Annotated in this window: 20 protein-coding genes; 18 read left to right on the top strand and 2 right to left on the bottom strand. The window is 33.0% G+C overall.

Annotated features, from left to right (window positions below; all coding sequences use genetic code 11):
- Positions 1 to 6 precede the first annotated feature (6 nt).
- From D9R05_RS04975 to purD, 7 genes are all read left to right on the top strand, one after another.
- Positions 7 to 1,194 carry an AGE family epimerase/isomerase gene (locus tag D9R05_RS04975; protein ID WP_121666126.1) on the top strand — a complete coding sequence of 396 codons (1,188 nt, stop codon included), beginning with the start codon at positions 7 to 9 and terminating at the stop codon, positions 1,192 to 1,194.
- Positions 1,195 to 1,231: 37 nt separating this feature from the next.
- A complete protein-coding gene (locus tag D9R05_RS04980) occupies positions 1,232 to 1,939 on the top strand; it encodes a WecB/TagA/CpsF family glycosyltransferase (RefSeq protein ID WP_240462922.1) in 708 nt (235 codons plus the stop codon).
- The gene (locus D9R05_RS04985; protein WP_121666128.1) at positions 1,939 to 3,354 is read left to right on the top strand and encodes a UDP-glucose 6-dehydrogenase; all 1,416 of its coding nucleotides are present in this window, start codon (positions 1,939 to 1,941) and stop codon (positions 3,352 to 3,354) included. Before D9R05_RS04980 ends, D9R05_RS04985 begins: the two co-directional genes overlap by 1 nt.
- 24 nt (positions 3,355 to 3,378) lie before the next feature.
- The gene (locus D9R05_RS04990) at positions 3,379 to 4,371 is read left to right on the top strand and encodes a UDP-glucuronic acid decarboxylase family protein (RefSeq protein ID WP_121666129.1); all 993 of its coding nucleotides are present in this window, start codon (positions 3,379 to 3,381) and stop codon (positions 4,369 to 4,371) included.
- A 2-nt stretch (positions 4,372 to 4,373) separates the two neighbouring features.
- Positions 4,374 to 5,723 carry an undecaprenyl-phosphate glucose phosphotransferase gene (locus tag D9R05_RS04995; RefSeq protein ID WP_121666130.1) on the top strand — a complete coding sequence of 450 codons (1,350 nt, stop codon included), beginning with the start codon at positions 4,374 to 4,376 and terminating at the stop codon, positions 5,721 to 5,723.
- Positions 5,724 to 5,768: 45 nt separating this feature from the next.
- Positions 5,769 to 5,963 (top strand): hypothetical protein, encoded by a 195-nt coding sequence (locus tag D9R05_RS05000; protein ID WP_121666131.1) that lies wholly within the window; start codon positions 5,769 to 5,771, stop codon positions 5,961 to 5,963.
- A gap of 132 nt (positions 5,964 to 6,095) precedes the next feature.
- Complete coding sequence (gene purD, locus D9R05_RS05005) at positions 6,096 to 7,370, top strand: phosphoribosylamine--glycine ligase (RefSeq protein WP_121666132.1); 1,275 nt, start codon at positions 6,096 to 6,098, stop codon at positions 7,368 to 7,370.
- Here the strand turns inward: purD and D9R05_RS05010 are convergent.
- The gene (locus D9R05_RS05010; RefSeq protein ID WP_121666133.1) at positions 7,367 to 7,612 is read right to left on the bottom strand and encodes a DUF6341 family protein; all 246 of its coding nucleotides are present in this window, start codon (positions 7,610 to 7,612) and stop codon (positions 7,367 to 7,369) included. The two genes, purD and D9R05_RS05010, sit on opposite strands and share 4 nt — an antisense overlap.
- Before the next feature lie 166 nt (positions 7,613 to 7,778).
- On the opposite strand from D9R05_RS05010, the gene D9R05_RS05015 reads away from it, so the two are divergent.
- From D9R05_RS05015 to D9R05_RS05045, 7 genes are all read left to right on the top strand, one after another.
- On the top strand, positions 7,779 to 8,708 hold the full coding sequence (locus D9R05_RS05015) for a DUF6427 family protein (protein ID WP_162984908.1): 930 nt from the start codon (positions 7,779 to 7,781) through the stop codon (positions 8,706 to 8,708).
- The gene (locus D9R05_RS05020; protein ID WP_240462923.1) at positions 8,705 to 9,346 is read left to right on the top strand and encodes a hypothetical protein; all 642 of its coding nucleotides are present in this window, start codon (positions 8,705 to 8,707) and stop codon (positions 9,344 to 9,346) included. The genes D9R05_RS05015 and D9R05_RS05020 overlap by 4 nt, the downstream gene beginning before the upstream one ends.
- Positions 9,343 to 10,341: a DNA adenine methylase gene (locus D9R05_RS05025; RefSeq protein WP_121666136.1), complete on the top strand. Its 999-nt coding sequence runs from the start codon at positions 9,343 to 9,345 to the stop codon at positions 10,339 to 10,341. The genes D9R05_RS05020 and D9R05_RS05025 overlap by 4 nt, the downstream gene beginning before the upstream one ends.
- A 5-nt stretch (positions 10,342 to 10,346) precedes the next feature.
- Positions 10,347 to 10,955: a DUF4254 domain-containing protein gene (locus D9R05_RS05030; RefSeq protein ID WP_121666137.1), complete on the top strand. Its 609-nt coding sequence runs from the start codon at positions 10,347 to 10,349 to the stop codon at positions 10,953 to 10,955.
- A 203-nt stretch (positions 10,956 to 11,158) separates the two neighbouring features.
- Positions 11,159 to 12,250 carry a glycosyltransferase family 9 protein gene (locus D9R05_RS05035; RefSeq protein WP_240462930.1) on the top strand — a complete coding sequence of 364 codons (1,092 nt, stop codon included), beginning with the start codon at positions 11,159 to 11,161 and terminating at the stop codon, positions 12,248 to 12,250.
- Positions 12,251 to 12,433 carry a hypothetical protein gene (locus D9R05_RS05040; RefSeq protein ID WP_121666138.1) on the top strand — a complete coding sequence of 61 codons (183 nt, stop codon included), beginning with the start codon at positions 12,251 to 12,253 and terminating at the stop codon, positions 12,431 to 12,433.
- 25 nt (positions 12,434 to 12,458) lie between these two features.
- Positions 12,459 to 12,698 (top strand): hypothetical protein, encoded by a 240-nt coding sequence (locus D9R05_RS05045; protein WP_121666139.1) that lies wholly within the window; start codon positions 12,459 to 12,461, stop codon positions 12,696 to 12,698.
- 64 nt (positions 12,699 to 12,762) lie between these two features.
- Here the strand turns inward: D9R05_RS05045 and D9R05_RS05050 are convergent, their stop codons facing one another.
- Positions 12,763 to 13,815, bottom strand: a complete 1,053-nt coding sequence (locus D9R05_RS05050) for a ferredoxin--NADP reductase (protein ID WP_121666140.1) — start codon at positions 13,813 to 13,815, stop codon at positions 12,763 to 12,765.
- 188 nt (positions 13,816 to 14,003) lie between these two features.
- Here D9R05_RS05050 and D9R05_RS05055 point away from each other — a divergent pair, with 188 nt between their 5' ends.
- Genes D9R05_RS05055 through D9R05_RS05070 form a run of 4 tightly spaced genes read left to right on the top strand, consistent with a single transcriptional unit; the run spans position 14,004 to position 16,277 of the window.
- On the top strand, positions 14,004 to 14,342 hold the full coding sequence (locus D9R05_RS05055) for a PadR family transcriptional regulator (RefSeq protein ID WP_121666141.1): 339 nt from the start codon (positions 14,004 to 14,006) through the stop codon (positions 14,340 to 14,342).
- Entirely contained in the window at positions 14,339 to 14,953 is a 615-nt protein-coding gene (locus D9R05_RS05060; protein WP_121666142.1) for a hypothetical protein, read from the top strand. The genes D9R05_RS05055 and D9R05_RS05060 overlap by 4 nt, the downstream gene beginning before the upstream one ends.
- The gene (locus D9R05_RS05065; RefSeq protein WP_121666143.1) at positions 14,950 to 15,573 is read left to right on the top strand and encodes a hypothetical protein; all 624 of its coding nucleotides are present in this window, start codon (positions 14,950 to 14,952) and stop codon (positions 15,571 to 15,573) included. The genes D9R05_RS05060 and D9R05_RS05065 overlap by 4 nt, the downstream gene beginning before the upstream one ends.
- The gene (locus D9R05_RS05070) at positions 15,570 to 16,277 is read left to right on the top strand and encodes a hypothetical protein (RefSeq protein WP_121666144.1); all 708 of its coding nucleotides are present in this window, start codon (positions 15,570 to 15,572) and stop codon (positions 16,275 to 16,277) included. The genes D9R05_RS05065 and D9R05_RS05070 overlap by 4 nt, the downstream gene beginning before the upstream one ends.
- The last annotated feature ends 27 nt before the right edge of the window (positions 16,278 to 16,304 follow it).

A 16,304-nucleotide genomic window follows, 5' to 3' on the forward strand; every position in this document is an offset into this window, starting at 1 on the left:
AGCATTTTGCATACTACAGATTTTAAACAAAGCTTTACAAACTTGAAGCACTTTTGTGAAGCAGAAGACTTTAAGAGTTGGGATCCGTACGATGGACTTAACAGTAATTTATTTCAGCAATTACCAATTTTTAAAAACACTCGTTTCTTTCGATTAGCTTGGATTCAACTTTTTAAGCGATCACCTATAAATGTTAGAAAAATAGTAGGCGTTAAAAAAACACATAACCCAAAAGGCTTGGCGCTTTTTTTAATAGGGTATTGTAATTTATATAAGCAAGAGCCTAAACAAGAGTATTTAAATTATATTAAAAAATTAACTAAATTAATTTTAGTTAAAAAAACTAAAGGATATTCTGGATCTTGTTGGGGGTATAATTTTGATTGGCAGGCTCGTGCTTTTTTTCAACCAAAACATACACCAACAGTTGTTGCAACTTCTTTTGTCGCAGAAGCTTTAATCGCTTCATATAAGATAACGGGTGATTTAGAAGTATTAAGAACCTTAAAAAACATTGTAAAATTCATAACAGAAGATTTGAATAAAACCTATGATGATGATGGTAATTTTACGTTGTCCTATTCTCCATTAGATAACACGCAAGTTTTCAATGCTGGATTGTTGGGTGCAAAAACGTTGTGTTTATTATATGAATTTTTAAAAGAAGAAGATTTATTGGCTTTTTCAAAAAAAATAGTTCAATATGTGTGTAATAAACAACAGGAAAATGGAGCTTGGGCATATGGAACATTACCTTTTCATCAATGGATAGATAACTTTCATACGGGCTACAATTTGGAGTGTATTCATATTTATCAAAAAGTATCTGGCGACTTATCATTTCAGGATAATTTAACGTCGGGAACAAATTATTACCTTGAAACTTTTTTTACAAAAGAAGGAATGGCGAAATACTACAATAATCAGACATATCCCATAGATGTACATGCTCCTGCACAATTGATAATCACGTTAAGTAAACTAAAAATCTTAAAAAAGCATAAAGCTTTGGCAGATCGAGTACTGAACTGGACAATAGAACACATGCAATCATCAAAAGGCTATTTTTATTATCAAAAAAGAAAAGATATTTCCTCTAAAATTCCATATATGCGTTGGGCACAAGCGTGGATGTTTTACGCATTTTCTTATTATTTTTTAGATACTCCAGAAGCAAAACTTCATGATTCCTAGCATTAACATCCTAAATACAAAAATACATAACCTTAGCATGCAAGAAACTTTGCAGTTAATAACTCAGTGTATTCAACAGAAAGAACAAATTCACCATACCGTTGTTAATGCCGGAAAAATTGTAGCGCTTCAAAAAGATCTGGAGTTGCGGCAAAGTGTAAATGAAGCTGATTTAATAAACGCCGATGGACAAGCTGTTATTTGGGCATCTAATGTATTAGGCAAACCCTTAAAAGAGCGTGTTGCCGGAATAGATCTGTTTACTAATTTATTAGCGCTAGCAAAAGAAAAAAAATACAAGGTTTATTTACTGGGAGCAAAGCAAGAAGTGTTGAATGAGCTCATAAAGACAATTAAAAATACCTATGGTTCAGAGATTATAGCGGGACAACATCACGGTTATTTTTCAACCGAAGAAGAAGCAGAGCTTGTAGAGAATATTTCAAAAAGTGGTGCAAATATGTTATTTGTAGCCATGAGTTCCCCTAAAAAAGAGATATTTTTGCATAAACATAAAAAAGCTTTAAAAGCTGTTAACTTTATTATGGGTGTTGGTGGTAGTTTTGATGTAATCTCAGGGAAAACCAAAAGGGCACCTTTATGGATGCAGGATTCAGGTTTAGAGTGGTTCTATAGATTTATACAAGAACCACGCAGAATGTGGAAAAGATACCTTATAGGAAATACGAAGTTTATATCTTTGGTGCTCAAAGAGAAATTAGAATCTAAAGACGAGGCAAACTGATGGAAATAAAAAATATTTGTTGCATAGGCGCAGGTTATGTAGGGGGTCCAACAATGGCCGTTATTGCGCAAAAATGCCCGCATATCAACGTTACAGTGGTCGATATTAATGAAGCAAGAATTCAAGCCTGGAATAACGACGATTTATCGAAGTTGCCGGTCTATGAACCAGGTTTAGATCACGTGGTTAAAGAAGCAAGAAACAGAAACTTGTTTTTTTCTACTAAGGTAGATCAAGCTATTGATAAAGCAGATATGATTTTTATTTCTGTAAATACGCCAACCAAAACCTATGGTAAAGGTAAAGGAATGGCAGCAGATCTAAAGTATATAGAACTTTGCGCTCGCCAAATTGCTCGTGTTTCAAAAAGTGACAAAATTGTTGTCGAAAAATCAACACTTCCGGTAAGAACAGCATCAGCTATAAAAAGCATCTTAGATAATACCGGAAACGGAACAGATGTAAAATTTCAGATATTATCTAACCCGGAGTTTTTAGCTGAAGGAACTGCAATTGAAGATTTGCTACATCCGGATCGTGTATTAATAGGGGGCGATATTTCTACTGCTGAAGGAAAAGAGGCCATAGATGCCTTAGTGAATATTTACGCAACCTGGGTTCCTGAAAAACAAATCTTAACAACCAATGTTTGGTCTTCAGAACTTTCTAAACTTACCGCAAACGCATTTTTAGCACAGCGTGTTTCTTCTATAAATTCTTTATCGGAATTATGCGAAAAAACAGAAGCTGATATTAATGAAGTGGCCAAGGCTATCGGAATGGACTCTCGTATTGGGTCTAAATTTTTAAAAGCTTCAGTTGGCTTTGGTGGTTCTTGTTTTCAGAAAGACATTTTAAACCTTGTTTATATAGCCAAAACCTACGGATTAAATGAAGTAGCAGATTATTGGGAGCAAGTGCTGTTGATGAATAATCACCAAAAAAGAAGGTTTGCTCATAATATTATCAGTACACTTTTTAACACCGTTTCTGGAAAGAAAATCGCTTTCTTGGGGTGGGCATTTAAAAAAGACACTAATGATACGCGAGAATCTGCTGCTATTTATGTTGCTGATGAATTATTAAATGAGCAATCAAAAGTTTCTGTATTCGATCCTAAAGTGCAAAAAGAGCAGATGTATACCGATTTAGATTATTTGAATACACGCTCTAGCGAAGAAAATAGAGCGGGATTAAGCGTATTTAAAGATCCTTATGAAGCTTGTAAAGATGCACACGCTATTGCCATTTTAACGGAATGGGACGAATTTAAAACATACGATTGGCAGAAAATTTACGATACCATGCAAAAACCGGCTTTTCTTTTTGACGGAAGAGGGATTCTCAATATTCCTGAATTAGAAAAAATAGGCTTTGTGTGTTATAAAATAGGAAGCAGTAAGCATAATTATTAAAAAAGCGACAGCGATTGCAAAAAAATGGGTGTAAAACGAATTTTAATTACCGGTGCTGCGGGTTTTTTAGGCTCGCATTTGTGCGATAAGTTTATTGCAGAAGGCTACCATGTTATTGGTATGGATAACCTAATTACCGGCGATTTAAAAAACATATCACATTTATTTAAGCATGCTTCATTTGAGTTTTATCATCATGATGTCACTACCTTTGTACACGTTCCCGGACGTTTAGATTACATATTACATTTTGCTTCACCCGCGAGTCCAATCGATTATTTAAAAATACCGATTCAGACATTAAAAGTAGGTTCGTTAGGAACGCATAACTTATTAGGCTTGGCAAAAGAAAAAAACGCTCGAATTTTAATTGCAAGCACTTCTGAAGTTTACGGCGATCCGCAAGTTCATCCGCAAGATGAAAACTATTATGGTAATGTAAATACCATTGGTCCAAGAGGGGTTTACGATGAAGCGAAGCGTTTTCAAGAATCCATTACCATGGCCTATCATCGGTTCCATGGGTTAGAAACCAGAATAGCTCGAATTTTTAATACCTATGGTCCGCGTATGCGTTTAAATGATGGTCGGGTAATTCCGGCATTTATTGGTCAAGCGCTTCGTGGAGAAGATTTAACAGTTTTTGGTGATGGGAGTCAAACACGTTCTTTTTGTTATATAGACGATCAAGTTGAAGGAATTTTTCGTTTGTTGTTAAGCGACTATGTTTTACCCGTAAATATTGGTAATCCTGAAGAAATTAGCATTAAAGAGTTTGCTGAAGAAATAATAGCGCTAACAGGAACTTCACAAAAAATTGTGTATAAAGAATTGCCTAAAGACGATCCGCTGCAGCGTCAACCAAATATTGCTAAAGCTAGAGAAATATTAAATTGGAAACCAACTGTAGATCGTTCTGAAGGGATGAATAGTACCTATACGTATTTTAAAAACCTTTCTTTAGAAGAACTGCAAAAAAAGGAGCATAAAGATTTTACAGATCATATCAGAAAATAAATATGATACACAAACAAGGCAGATATTCTAGTTATTTACGTCCGTTGGCTTATCTTATAGATTTAGCCATTATTTTATTATTTGCCTTACAGTTTCAATTTCAACTGGTAGATTATTTTAATTACGTAGTTTTTATTGCAGTAGGCTGGCTTTTGTTATCGATAAAATCTAATTTTTACGAAATTTATCGCTTCACAAAAGTGATTAGAATTATATCCTTAACCATTTTACAAGCCTTATTATTCGGATTAATTGTATTCTCCTTTTTTGGGATATTTAATGAATTAAGCAGACCCTATCCACGAGTACTTTTATATATAGGAAAAGTATTTTCTTTTATTCTGTTAGCTAAATTGAGTGTTTTTTATTTGCTGAAAAAATACCGAAAAGATTTAGGAGGAAATTATCGTAAAACTGTAATTATAGGAAGAAATAGCAAAACGAGAATGCTTGCTAATTTTTTCACAAGAAATGTAGAGTATGGCTACCAATGTAAAAAAGTTTTTCACCTTTCAGAAAAAGTTAGTTTAGAAGATTGCCAAGCCTATATTTTAGAGAATGATATTGATGAAATTTATTGTTCGGTAGCCGAATTAGAAAACGAACAAATTAACCAATTAATAGATTTTGCAGATAACAACTTAAAGGTTCTTAAGTTTTTACCAGACAACAAAGATATCTATACCAAACAATTAAAACTAGAATATTACGGCTATTTGCCTATTTTATCATTACGGAATATTCCAATAGAAGATCCATTAAACCAATTCATAAAGCGCGCTTTTGATATTTTGTTATCTTTGTTTGTTATTGTTTGTATCTTATCTTGGCTGACACCTATTTTGGCAATATTTATAAAATTGGAATCTAAAGGACCTGTGTTTTTCAGACAAAAACGAAACGGATTAGATTACAAAGAGTTTTATTGCTACAAATACCGCTCAATGAAGGTGAACCCTAATGCTAATTTAGAGCAAGCTACAAAAAACGATGTACGCATTACCAAAGTAGGTAAGTTTATCAGAAAAACGAGTATGGACGAACTTCCGCAGTTTATCAACGTTTTGTTGGGCGATATGTCGGTAGTAGGACCGCGTCCACATATGGTTAGCCACACACATATGTACGCTGAGCGAATCGATAAATTTATGGTGCGCCACTTTATAAAACCGGGCATTACAGGTTTGGCACAAACCAGCGGATTTAGAGGGGAGGTTGAAACCGATTTTGATATCATTAGTCGGGTAAAATACGATATTTTTTATCTTGAAAATTGGTCTATATTGTTAGACTTAAAAATTATTTTCCAAACGGTTTATAATGCCTTAAAAGGTGAAGAGAAAGCCTATTAATTTTTCCGGGTTATTTTTGTTTTGTAAATTTCAAAAATTAGCGAAATGAAAAAAAGAACGCTTATTTCTATTGGTATAAGAATTGCCATTATGATTACCGCTTTTATGTGGTTAGGATTTGATTTTAATCAGTTAAAAGAATTTGCTACTGATGATTACAATCAAACTATTTTAATTATTGGGTTACTTCTTTTGGTATTGAATTTTTTAAAAAATTGGAAATCAAATCCTGCAAAATAATCTTATTTCTCCTAATAATTAATTCAAATAAAATTTCATCACCTAAGATTTCCCTTTATTTTTCCTAAAAAAATTAGGGCTTCAGTCTACAAACAATTATTTTTGAAGCTTCATTTATAAAACCCATTTTCAATGAATATTCTTGTATTAGGCTCTGGCGGAAGAGAACACACATTTGCGTATAAACTTGCGCAAAGTACAAATTGTAGTCAACTTTATGTAGCACCTGGAAACGCTGGTACTTCGCAAATAGCTACAAATCTTAATGTAAATCCAAAAGATTTCCAAGAAGTAAAAACCTGCGTTTTAGAGAAAGATATTCAAATGGTAATTGTAGGTCCTGAAGATCCGTTGGTTGACGGAATTTACGATTTTTTTAAAGAAGATGAGGCTTTAGAAAACGTGATGCTAATTGGGCCTTCAAAACGCGGCGCTTTGTTAGAAGGAAGTAAAGAGCGTGCAAAAGAGTTTATGGCGATGTACGATATTCCTACAGCAGCTTACGAGAGTTTTAAAGCAGAAAGTATAGAGGCAGGAAAAACGTTTTTAGAAAGCTTAAAACCGCCTTACGTTTTAAAAGCAGATGGTTTAGCAGCAGGAAAAGGCGTGTTGATTTTAAATGATTTAGCTGAAGCAAAACAAGAGTTAGAAAATATGCTAACCAACAAAAAGTTTGGAGAAGCAAGCGAAACAGTGGTTATTGAAGAATTTTTAGACGGAATTGAGTTGAGCGTTTTTGTATTAACCGATGGCAAAAACTACCTAACCTTACCTACAGCAAAAGACTACAAACGCATTGGCGAAGGAGATACAGGCTTAAATACGGGCGGAATGGGAGCTATTTCTCCGGTTCCTTTTGCAGATGAAGCATTTATGGTGAAAATCGAAAATCGAATTATTAAGCCAACAGTAAATGGTTTAGCAAAAGAAGAGATCGATTACAAAGGTTTTATTTTTATCGGCTTGATAAAAGTAAATGATAACCCGTACGTAATTGAATATAATGTACGTATGGGCGATCCAGAAACGGAAGTGGTTTTACCACGCGTAAAAAATGATCTAGTTGAGGTGTTTGAAAAATTAAGCAACGGACAATTAAACGAAATAAGCCTTGAATTAGATCAACGTTCTGCAGCTACAGTAATGGCAGTTTCAGGCGGTTATCCTGAAGCTTACGAAAAAGGAAAAGAAATTAGCGGGTATAACACTATTAAAGATTCTATTGTCTTTCACGCAGGAACCAAAGAAGATAATGGAAAAGTAGTTACAAGCGGAGGACGCGTAATTGCCATAACTTCTTTTGGAAATGATTTTAATGAGGCACTAAAAAAATCTTACCAAAATATAGAAAAACTACATTTTGATAAGATGTATTATAGAAAAGACTTAGGAAAAGACCTGAATTAAATTTCAGCGTTTTTTCCTAAAAATCCGTGTGCTTTTGCATCACGATTTTCTTCATTATTGTCATTAAACTTTTTAAGCTGCTTCATCCAGTAAACAAAAGCAACAGCGGCAATTAACATAAAAATCCAGTTAAGTGCGTTGGCTGCAAACCAGTTTTCTAATTCTAGTTTTCTAAGCGCGTGAAACGGGATAAATAATACATCTTCAAATAAAGTCTGTATAAGTTCTAAAAAATCTTTCATGAGTTTAGCTTATTATCTTATGCTGCAAAATTAAGTAAAATTTTGCAGTTATTTTTTGATGCTGCAAAGATGAAAAAAAATTATCGTATTTCTGCTCGCAAATCCTAAATTAGTATTGTATATTTTCATCAATTGAATTAAAATGATTTTTAGTTAGAAAAATTATATGATGCTGACCAGTTTTTTTAGGAAATCCAAACCGATACATTTTTTGTTGGTGGGAATATTAATGACTGTTTTTTTCTGTATCGATAATTTTTTTCTGATTAATGATAAGCTAGATTTTATTGCTATTTTAAAAAATGTAGCTTATTTATTAGTGTATTTAGGCTTAATGCTCATCATTAATTTTATTGTAAAACGTAGTGGAGTAACTAAACGAAACACCTTTACCATTATTCTTTTTGCGCTATTCAGCTTAAGTTTTGTAACTGTTTTACAAGCCGAGCAATTATTATTAAGTGCCTTTTTTTTGTTGTTGGCTTTACGTAGAATTATAAGCTTACAAACCGGAATGCACCAAAAACAAAAAATTTTTGATACAACTTTTTGGCTTGGTATAGCAACAATTTTATATCCGCCTTGCGCCATTTTTTTATTGATTCCTTTTGTGGGTATTCTTTTTTATACGGCAGAAAATGTAAAAACTTGGCTAATTCCTTTTGTGGCTTTAACTTGTGTTTTTATTTTAAATACGGCAGTTCAGTTGTTGTTGAAAAATCAATTTTTTGAGCTAAGTGATTTGTCTTTTACACCGGCTTTACAATTTGATTTGTACCGAAAGCTTGAAATATTAATTCCGTTAAGTGTTTTACTGACCTTTTCTTTATGGACACTTTTTAATTACCTCAACCAAACGCAAAAATCTATTAAAAAACAAAAAAAGGGACGCTATTTAGTTTTTGTCACGTGGATGCTTTCTATTTTAGTAGTTGCTGCCAGCCCACAAAATAGTGGAGCAGAAATATTGTTCTACATTTTACCTGTTAGTATTATTGGCGCAAGTTATTTTGAACAAAAAGGCGAAAAATGGTTTAAAGAAATTTTACTGATTAGCTTGGTTTTCATGTCTTTATGCTTACCTTTTCTTGTTTGAAATATGATTTAGAACAAATAGAAACCGAATTAAAAAAACGCCTGCCTTTTTCTTATCAATGGGGAGTTAAACAAAATGATGAGTGGGATCGTTACACAAACTTTATTTATAGATTTCAATCCTGGGAAGCAGTGGTAACTGCCATGAAAGCTACTGCAGAAGGCTACAACTTAGATAAAAGAAAGTTGTTTAATTATGCCGCAAATCGCTGGTTTAATTTTTGGAGCGCTATAGCCATCGAGCAAATTTTTACTGAAGTTAATGGAATAATACCTGCATTAAATTCAAAAAACCGACTGGTAGATTTTAATATCTTCGGAATTAATTTTGACCATAAAACATCTAAATTTCCACAAGGCTTTCAGCAAACCTTCTATTACGCACAGCGTCACGAAGAAGAATTGTTGTATTGGTTCTATAAAAACCAAAGTCAACAACAACGCAAACATTTCGGCAACAGATTGTTTATAATTGTCTATGCAGAAAACGGAGAGCATTGGAAATTAAAAGCAGAAATTAGCTGGCTAAAACAAGTCATTTTAAAATATGTAGCTACCTTTGATGCATCAAAATTGAAAAAGTTGGAATTCGATAATCAACAATCCGCTTTGGCAACAATAATTTGGGCACATCAATGAATTACATCGGTTCTAAAAATAAACTTTCGGAGTGGATTAAAACAACGGTAGAAAACACAATCGCTATGCCGTTAGAAGATATTGTTTTTTGCGATCTTTTTGCGGGAACCGGAATTATTGGTAGAAAATTTAAACCCTTTGTAAAACAAGTTATTGCTAACGATGTAGAGTTTTATAGTTACATTTTGCTGAAAAATTACATTGGGAATCATCAAGATATTTCTTCCGCAGTAAATTATATTCAACAGCTGAATGAATTAAAAGGAAAAAAAGGATTCATTGCTGAAGAATACGGTGAAAAAGGAAAAGCCAACCGACTTTTTTTTTCTGAAGAAAACGCCCAAAAAATAGATGCGTGTCGCCAACAAATAGAGAAATGGAAAAACGAAGGCGAAATTTCAAAAAACACCTATTATTTTTTATTGGCTTCTTTGCTAGAAAGCGCCGATAAAATTGCGAATACAGCTTCGGTTTATGGCGCTTTTTTAAAAAAGATAAAAACATCGGCTTCCAAAAAAATTAGTATAAAACCTGCAGAATTTTCGCTTACTAAACATGAACATCACGTTTTTCAGCAAGACGGAAATCAATTAATTCAGCAAATAAAAGGCGATGTGTTATATTTAGATCCGCCTTACAACGCAAGGCAATACGGTGCAAATTATCATTTGCTCAATACTATTGCAAAATATGATACCTTTGTACCCAAAGGAAAAACCGGATTGCCCGATTATTATAAATCGGCTTATTGCAAAAAAAATGAAGTCGCAAAAGCTTTTGAAAGGCTGATAGAAAATGCGCAATTTTCGTATATTTTCCTGAGTTATAATAATGAAGGTTTAATGCCGCCGGAAACGATTAAAGAAATTATGCAGCAATATGGAAAGTATAGCCTGCAAACCAAAAACTATCAACGTTTTAAGGCAGATAAAACCGAAAAGAGAAATCATAAGGCAAACGCCACAGTAGAATATTTACACATTTTAGAAAAATAAAGACTATGTTTTCAGACAAAGCCAACAAAATATTTCAAGAAGTCATTGAAAAATACCACGAGATAAATACAGTAGACCAACCTTTTAAAAATCCGTATGACGAGAATGATCAGCTTTTAGAGCATTTATTATACAGAAAATGTTGGATAGACACCGTACAATGGCATTATGAAGATATTATTCGCGATCCGCAAATTGATCCGGTTTCAGCCTTAAAATTAAAGCGCCAAATCGATACTTCTAATCAAGACAGAACTGATATGGTAGAATATATCGATAGCTATTTTCTCGATAAATTTAAAGATGTTGTAGCAAAAGATAATGCGACAATTAATACCGAAAGTCCGGCTTGGGGAATTGATCGTTTATCGATTTTAGCTTTAAAAATTTACCATATGGATGAAGAAGCAAATCGTGAAGACGCTTCTCAAAAACACAAAATGGCTTGCCAAGCAAAGTTGGATATTTTGCTAGAACAACGTGTAGATCTGTCAACTGCCATTAATCAATTACTGACCGATATTGAAAATGGCGATAAATACATGAAAGTCTACAAACAGATGAAAATGTATAATGATGAGGAGTTAAATCCTGTATTGCGGAATAAAAAGTAGAACAGAAATAAACAGCGTATTCCTGAAAGGTTTTTAAGAGAGCGTCATTCTGAATTTATTTCAGAATCACATAACAATTATTGGCATCGCCGAAGGCTTTAATACTTCGAGGCTTGCCCCGAGCTAGTTGATTAAATGATGATGAGAACCTGAAACAAGTTCAGGTTGACGAAATCAATTTTTCGTGCAGTATTAACAAAATAATGAAAAAAGCTTTTAAAAGAAATTCTATTTCTTCCCCTTTGGGGGAGATGCCGAAGGCAGAGAAGGATTTACATATTTTAGTGATCCGTTTGTCGGCGATGGGAGACGTGGCAATGTGTGTTCCGGTTCTACGCAGATTGGTAAAGCAATATCCGACGCTAAAAATTACGGTCTTAACCAAAGCTTTTTTTACGCCGTTTTTTGATGATATTCCGAATGTTGAAGTTCTTGTAGCTGATGTAAAAAATAAACACAAAGGTTTTTTAGGCTTAGCAAAACTCGCTTTTCAACTTCGGGAATTTAATTTTGATGTCGTAGCCGATTTACACAATGTTTTACGAACCAAAATTCTAGGTTTTTTCTTCTTTTTCTTCGGAATAAAATGGAAGAGTATTGATAAAGAGCGTGCAGAAAAGAAGGAATTAACAAAACTAGAACCCAAAACAATTCAGCCTTTAAAAACTACGCATCAACGTTATGCAGCCATTTTTGCCAATTTAGGTTTTCCGGTAGATTTAAATCAAAAAATAGAAATTCCGAAATATTCAGTTCCTAAAAAAGCACAGGAAATTTTAGGTAAAACACCTAGAAAGTGGTTAGGAATTGCACCATTTGCTGCACACGAAGCTAAAATGTATCCCTTAGATTTAATGGAAAAAGTCATCGCCGAAATCGATAGAAGTGATGCGTACGAAATTATCTTATTTGGTGGCGGAAAAAAAGAAACCGAAATTTTAAATAACCTCGCTTCAAAATATAAAAACGTAGAAAGTTTAGCTGGAAAGCTCAGTTTTAAAGAAGAATTGCAAGTAATTTCTAATTTAGATGCGATGCTTTCTATGGACAGCGGTAACGGACATATGGCGGCGTTATTTCAAATTCCGGTGATTACCATTTGGGGCGCGACGCATCCATTTGCTGGGTTTGCGCCTTTTCAGCAACCAAAAGAAAATCAATTGTTACCCGATTTAGAAAAGTATCCGTTATTACCGACTTCAATTTACGGCAATAAATCGGTTGAAGGTTATGAAAACGTGATGCGGAGTATAAACCCAATACAAATAACAAAACAAATTAAAGAAATTGCGTAAATGGATTTTAGTTCAACTTCTTGGTTAACCTATATTATACTCGGTTTAGTAGCAGCTTATGTTATTTTTCGCTTGGTTCAATTTAAAAGCTTAGACGACAATCAAAAACGCCGGGTATATCTTATGATTTTAATGCTCGCTATTTATGCAGGAGCAAAATTGTATGAAGTATTATTTAGATAAGTTAAAGAAGTTAGATTGACCTATTATGTTTGCATTTGCTATGGAAAAATTGATCAGTATTATAAATCACTATAAAAAAGGAAAGTGGATGTATTTATTTAATGCACTTATCTTACTTTTATTTAGTGGTTATTTTCTATTAGAAAACACCCGTCAAAATGAAAAATATTCCAATTTTTGGATGTTGTTTTTTGCCGGCTTTGTATGGCTGGGTATTTTTATTTATAAACGCGTTCAATTGGCAGAAAAGGAGAGAAGTAGTTAATTCAACTCACTTCTAATTAGGCTTTACTACAACTGCTCAATTCTAACTACTAATTACTAATAAACTACACGTCGTCGTAGTCAATTTTTATGTTTGGCGTAGTTGGGTGCGCTTGGCAGGTTAAGGTTAAACCTTCGGCAACTTCCTCATCGGTTAAGATTTGATTTTTTGCCATTTCAGCTTTTCCTTCGGTTATTTTAGCGATACAAGAACTGCAAATTCCGCCTTGGCAAGAATAAGGTGCGTCAAGATCTTTTTCGAGAACTGCATCGAGAATAGTCGATTTCTGGTCCATTTCAAACGTAGTTTCTTCGTCGTCAACGATTACCGTAATTTGCGTTTTCCCTTCTAAAACAGCTTCAATTTCGCCTTCTTCAGTAGAGTTGAATAATTCAAAATGAATTTTTTCTTCTACAACATTATTTTCTTGCAAGACTTCGCTCACTAAATCTATCATTTGCTCAGGTCCACACAAGTAAAAGGCTTCAAATTTATGCCCTTTAAAGCGGTTCTTTAAAATATAATTTACGGTGCTGCGCTCAATTCTTCCAAAAAACGATTTGTCTTCTTTTGCTTTACTGTAGACAAATTCAGCAAAAAAACGATCAGGAAATTTTGATTGTAGTTCTAATAATTCTTTAAAAAAGATGGTTTCTTCGGGCGATTTATTTCCGTAAACCAGCACAAATTTGCTGTGTTCTTCTTCGTGAAGCGCCGTTTTTATGATTGATAAAACCGGTGTAATTCCACTTCCGGCAGCAAATGCCGCGTAGTAATGATGCGCAGAATCTTCAACAGGGGTAAAAATGAATTTTCCTTCGGGCGGAAAAACGCAAAGCGTATCGCCAATTTGCAATTTATTGTTTGCAAAAGCAGAAAATAAACCACCATCAACTTCTTTTACCGTAACTTTTAATTCGCCACTTTTAGGGGTAGAGCAAAGTGAATACGAACGACGAATTTCTTTTCCATCAAATTCTTTTTTTATGGTAATATATTGCCCGGCCTTAAATTTAAATTCTGGCGTTAAGCTTTTAGGAAGCTCAAAAACTAAACTAACCGCTTTTGGCGTTTCTCTGATGATATTTTTTATAGCGAGTTGATGAAAATTCTGCATCGAAATATTTTTTCAACAAAAATACAAAGTAGTAGATTATTTTAAAGCTTTTCTATTGAAATTGTTCAGTAATAGTTCATCTTTTGTCTAAAAATAAAGCAATCTGATACTTCTAATATAAAAAGCATACCTAAGATTTTGATGCATAAGAAAATTAGGTATATTTGTGCTGAATTAATTCTGTCGAAATGTCGAATGCAAAATTATACAAAGGAAGTCTAAGTACCATCATTTTAAAACTTTTAGCTGAAGGTGATAAAATGTATGGCTACGAAATAACGCAGAAAGTAAAAAAGATGACGCAAGGTGAATTAAAAATTACCGAAGGCGCGTTATATCCGGCTTTGCACAAATTAGAAGCCGACGGTTTGTTAGATGTTGAGGTTAAAAAAGTTGACAATCGTTTGCGTAAATATTATAAACTTACCGAAAAAGGCACGAAAGAAAGCATAAATAAATTGGCAGAATTAGAGCGTTTTATTGAAACTATTCAAGGAATTGTAAACCCAAAACCGAGTTTAGGATGAGAACGTTAAGTGCAGAAAATATTCAGTTTATACGGAATTACTTAAAAAATTCTGATGTCTTTTTTATTGATGTTCGTTTAGAGATGACCGATCACGTTGCGAGTGCAATAGAAGAAAAGCTCAATAAAAATCCTGACTTAGAATTTTATGATGCCTTTAAAACCTATATGCTAAATCATAAACAAGAATTGCTAAAAAGCACCTCAAAACACCGATGGGATTTAGATAAAAAAGCACTGAAAGTTGTCGGTAAAAATATGTTTCATCCATTAATTGCTGGAATTTTTCTATTGGTTTTGGGTGTTTTTTATTTTGCTGATTTTTCATCAATTAACGTGGAGTACATTTTATTTCCCCAAGCTTTATTGGGAAGCTGTGCAATTCTTCCGCTTTTAATTTACCGCTATTTAAAAGTTTCGTTTGTTCATCATTTAGTTTTTCTAATTTATATGTACAATTCTTTTCTAGTCCATTTTGTAATTAAGGCTACAGAAAATAATGCATTTGTTTTTACGATTATTGCACTCATCTCACTTTGGATAAATATGAGCGCGCTAAAAACCATTATTGAAAGCTTTCGCTACTACAAGACAAAATTTAAGGAAGCATGAAAAAATTAACGGAAGAAAACATTCAGTTTATACAAAATTACCTAAAAAATTCTGCGATTGAATATGATGATGTATTAACCGAAATGACAGATCATGTTGCTAGCGAATTAGAAACACGTTTAGCCCAAAAAGACAATCAAGGTTTTTATGAAGAGTTTAAACAATATATGGTTCAGCATAAAAAAAGCTTGTTAGATAATGTTGGTAAATTCCGTAAGAAAGCATTTAAAAGAGTTGCAGTTTTACTATTAAAGAACTTGCTAACTCCAACAGTTTTAATTTCCAGTTTTATAATCGGATTAATCTTATTTTTTATTCCTATTTCCTTAGCTAAAAATATGATGTATATTTTATTAGGATTAATGATTTTGGAAGTAATATTATTTATAGGCTTATATTGGAAAATTAAAATAAAAAAAGGAAAAAAGTACTCATGTTTAGTAAGCTTGGCATTAGTAATAGGTTGGTTTAATCAATTTTATTTTCAACTTTTTAATAAGGTTGCACTTGATAAAAATGCATTTATTTTGTTGATGGTTTTTGTTTTGTTGAACGCTTCATTTCTAGTTTCCTCTATACAATTGGCAAAATATTATCGTAAAAATTATCAATTGTCATGAAAAAAGTAAACAAACAACAAATCGATCGTTTATACGAATTTACGCGGCAGCATTATGTTGAATATTACGATGTGCAAACCGAATTAGTAGATCATTTAGCCAACGCGATTGAAGAATATTGGGAAGAAAATCCCGATCAAGATTTTGAAGAATTACTCCAAAAAGAATTTAAGAAATTTGGTGTTTTTGGGTTTATGGAAGTGGTTGAAAAACGGCAAAATGCAATGACCAAAAAATACTATAAAATGATTTTGGAAGAAGTAAAGTGTTTTTTGAAATTACCAAAAGTCATTATCAGTATTGTATTGAGTTGGATTTGTTTTTTTATAGTGTCAAACTTTAATTATGGTTTAAGAATTCTGGCAGTTGGAGTCGTGATTCTTATTTTTTCGAGTGTGTTTTATTCTGGATTTAACTTAAGGCGATTAAAAAAAAGAGTTAAATCTGGAAATAAAAAATTGTATCTACTAGAAGAAACTCTTTTGACATCGGGAGGTTTGCTTACAGTTTTATTTTTTCCGTATTATGTTCTTAATTTTGGAAACTTTTTTGATACTTCAGAAACCATCAGTTTACAAGGGCAAATCTTTGTAAGCTTTGTTTTTACTGCGGAATTTTTATTGCTCTATATTTCGGTATTTGTAATTCCTGGTAAAAAAGAAGAAATTTTAAAAAAGGCTTATCCAGAAATGGAATTATCATAATTTAGCGCTTCATTTTAAAAAAAAAAC

Source organism: Mesonia aquimarina, assembly GCF_003667275.1.
GTDB lineage: Bacteria > Bacteroidota > Bacteroidia > Flavobacteriales > Flavobacteriaceae > Mesonia > Mesonia aquimarina.

Bases quoted from the DNA above. Each gene is read 5' to 3' on its own strand.
- D9R05_RS04990 (WP_121666129.1), top strand. From the start codon at position 3,379: ATGGGTGTAAAACGAATTTTAATTACCGGTGCTGCGGGTTTTTTAGGC.
- D9R05_RS05000 (WP_121666131.1), top strand. From the start codon at position 5,769: ATGAAAAAAAGAACGCTTATTTCTATTGGTATAAGAATTGCCATTATG.
- D9R05_RS05045 (WP_121666139.1), top strand. From the start codon at position 12,459: ATGTTTGCATTTGCTATGGAAAAATTGATCAGTATTATAAATCACTAT.
- D9R05_RS05070 (WP_121666144.1), top strand. From the start codon at position 15,570: ATGAAAAAAGTAAACAAACAACAAATCGATCGTTTATACGAATTTACG.
- D9R05_RS05060 (WP_121666142.1), top strand. From the start codon at position 14,339: ATGAGAACGTTAAGTGCAGAAAATATTCAGTTTATACGGAATTACTTA.
- D9R05_RS05035 (WP_240462930.1), top strand. From the start codon at position 11,159: ATGAAAAAAGCTTTTAAAAGAAATTCTATTTCTTCCCCTTTGGGGGAG.
- D9R05_RS05010 (WP_121666133.1), bottom strand. From the start codon at position 7,612: ATGAAAGATTTTTTAGAACTTATACAGACTTTATTTGAAGATGTATTA.
- D9R05_RS05065 (WP_121666143.1), top strand. From the start codon at position 14,950: ATGAAAAAATTAACGGAAGAAAACATTCAGTTTATACAAAATTACCTA.
- D9R05_RS04995 (WP_121666130.1), top strand. From the start codon at position 4,374: ATGATACACAAACAAGGCAGATATTCTAGTTATTTACGTCCGTTGGCT.
- D9R05_RS05040 (WP_121666138.1), top strand. From the start codon at position 12,251: ATGGATTTTAGTTCAACTTCTTGGTTAACCTATATTATACTCGGTTTA.
- D9R05_RS04985 (WP_121666128.1), top strand. From the start codon at position 1,939: ATGGAAATAAAAAATATTTGTTGCATAGGCGCAGGTTATGTAGGGGGT.
- D9R05_RS05025 (WP_121666136.1), top strand. From the start codon at position 9,343: ATGAATTACATCGGTTCTAAAAATAAACTTTCGGAGTGGATTAAAACA.
- D9R05_RS05055 (WP_121666141.1), top strand. From the start codon at position 14,004: ATGTCGAATGCAAAATTATACAAAGGAAGTCTAAGTACCATCATTTTA.
- D9R05_RS05030 (WP_121666137.1), top strand. From the start codon at position 10,347: ATGTTTTCAGACAAAGCCAACAAAATATTTCAAGAAGTCATTGAAAAA.
- D9R05_RS04980 (WP_240462922.1), top strand. From the start codon at position 1,232: ATGCAAGAAACTTTGCAGTTAATAACTCAGTGTATTCAACAGAAAGAA.
- D9R05_RS05015 (WP_162984908.1), top strand. From the start codon at position 7,779: ATGATGCTGACCAGTTTTTTTAGGAAATCCAAACCGATACATTTTTTG.
- purD (WP_121666132.1), top strand. From the start codon at position 6,096: ATGAATATTCTTGTATTAGGCTCTGGCGGAAGAGAACACACATTTGCG.
- D9R05_RS05050 (WP_121666140.1), bottom strand. From the start codon at position 13,815: ATGCAGAATTTTCATCAACTCGCTATAAAAAATATCATCAGAGAAACG.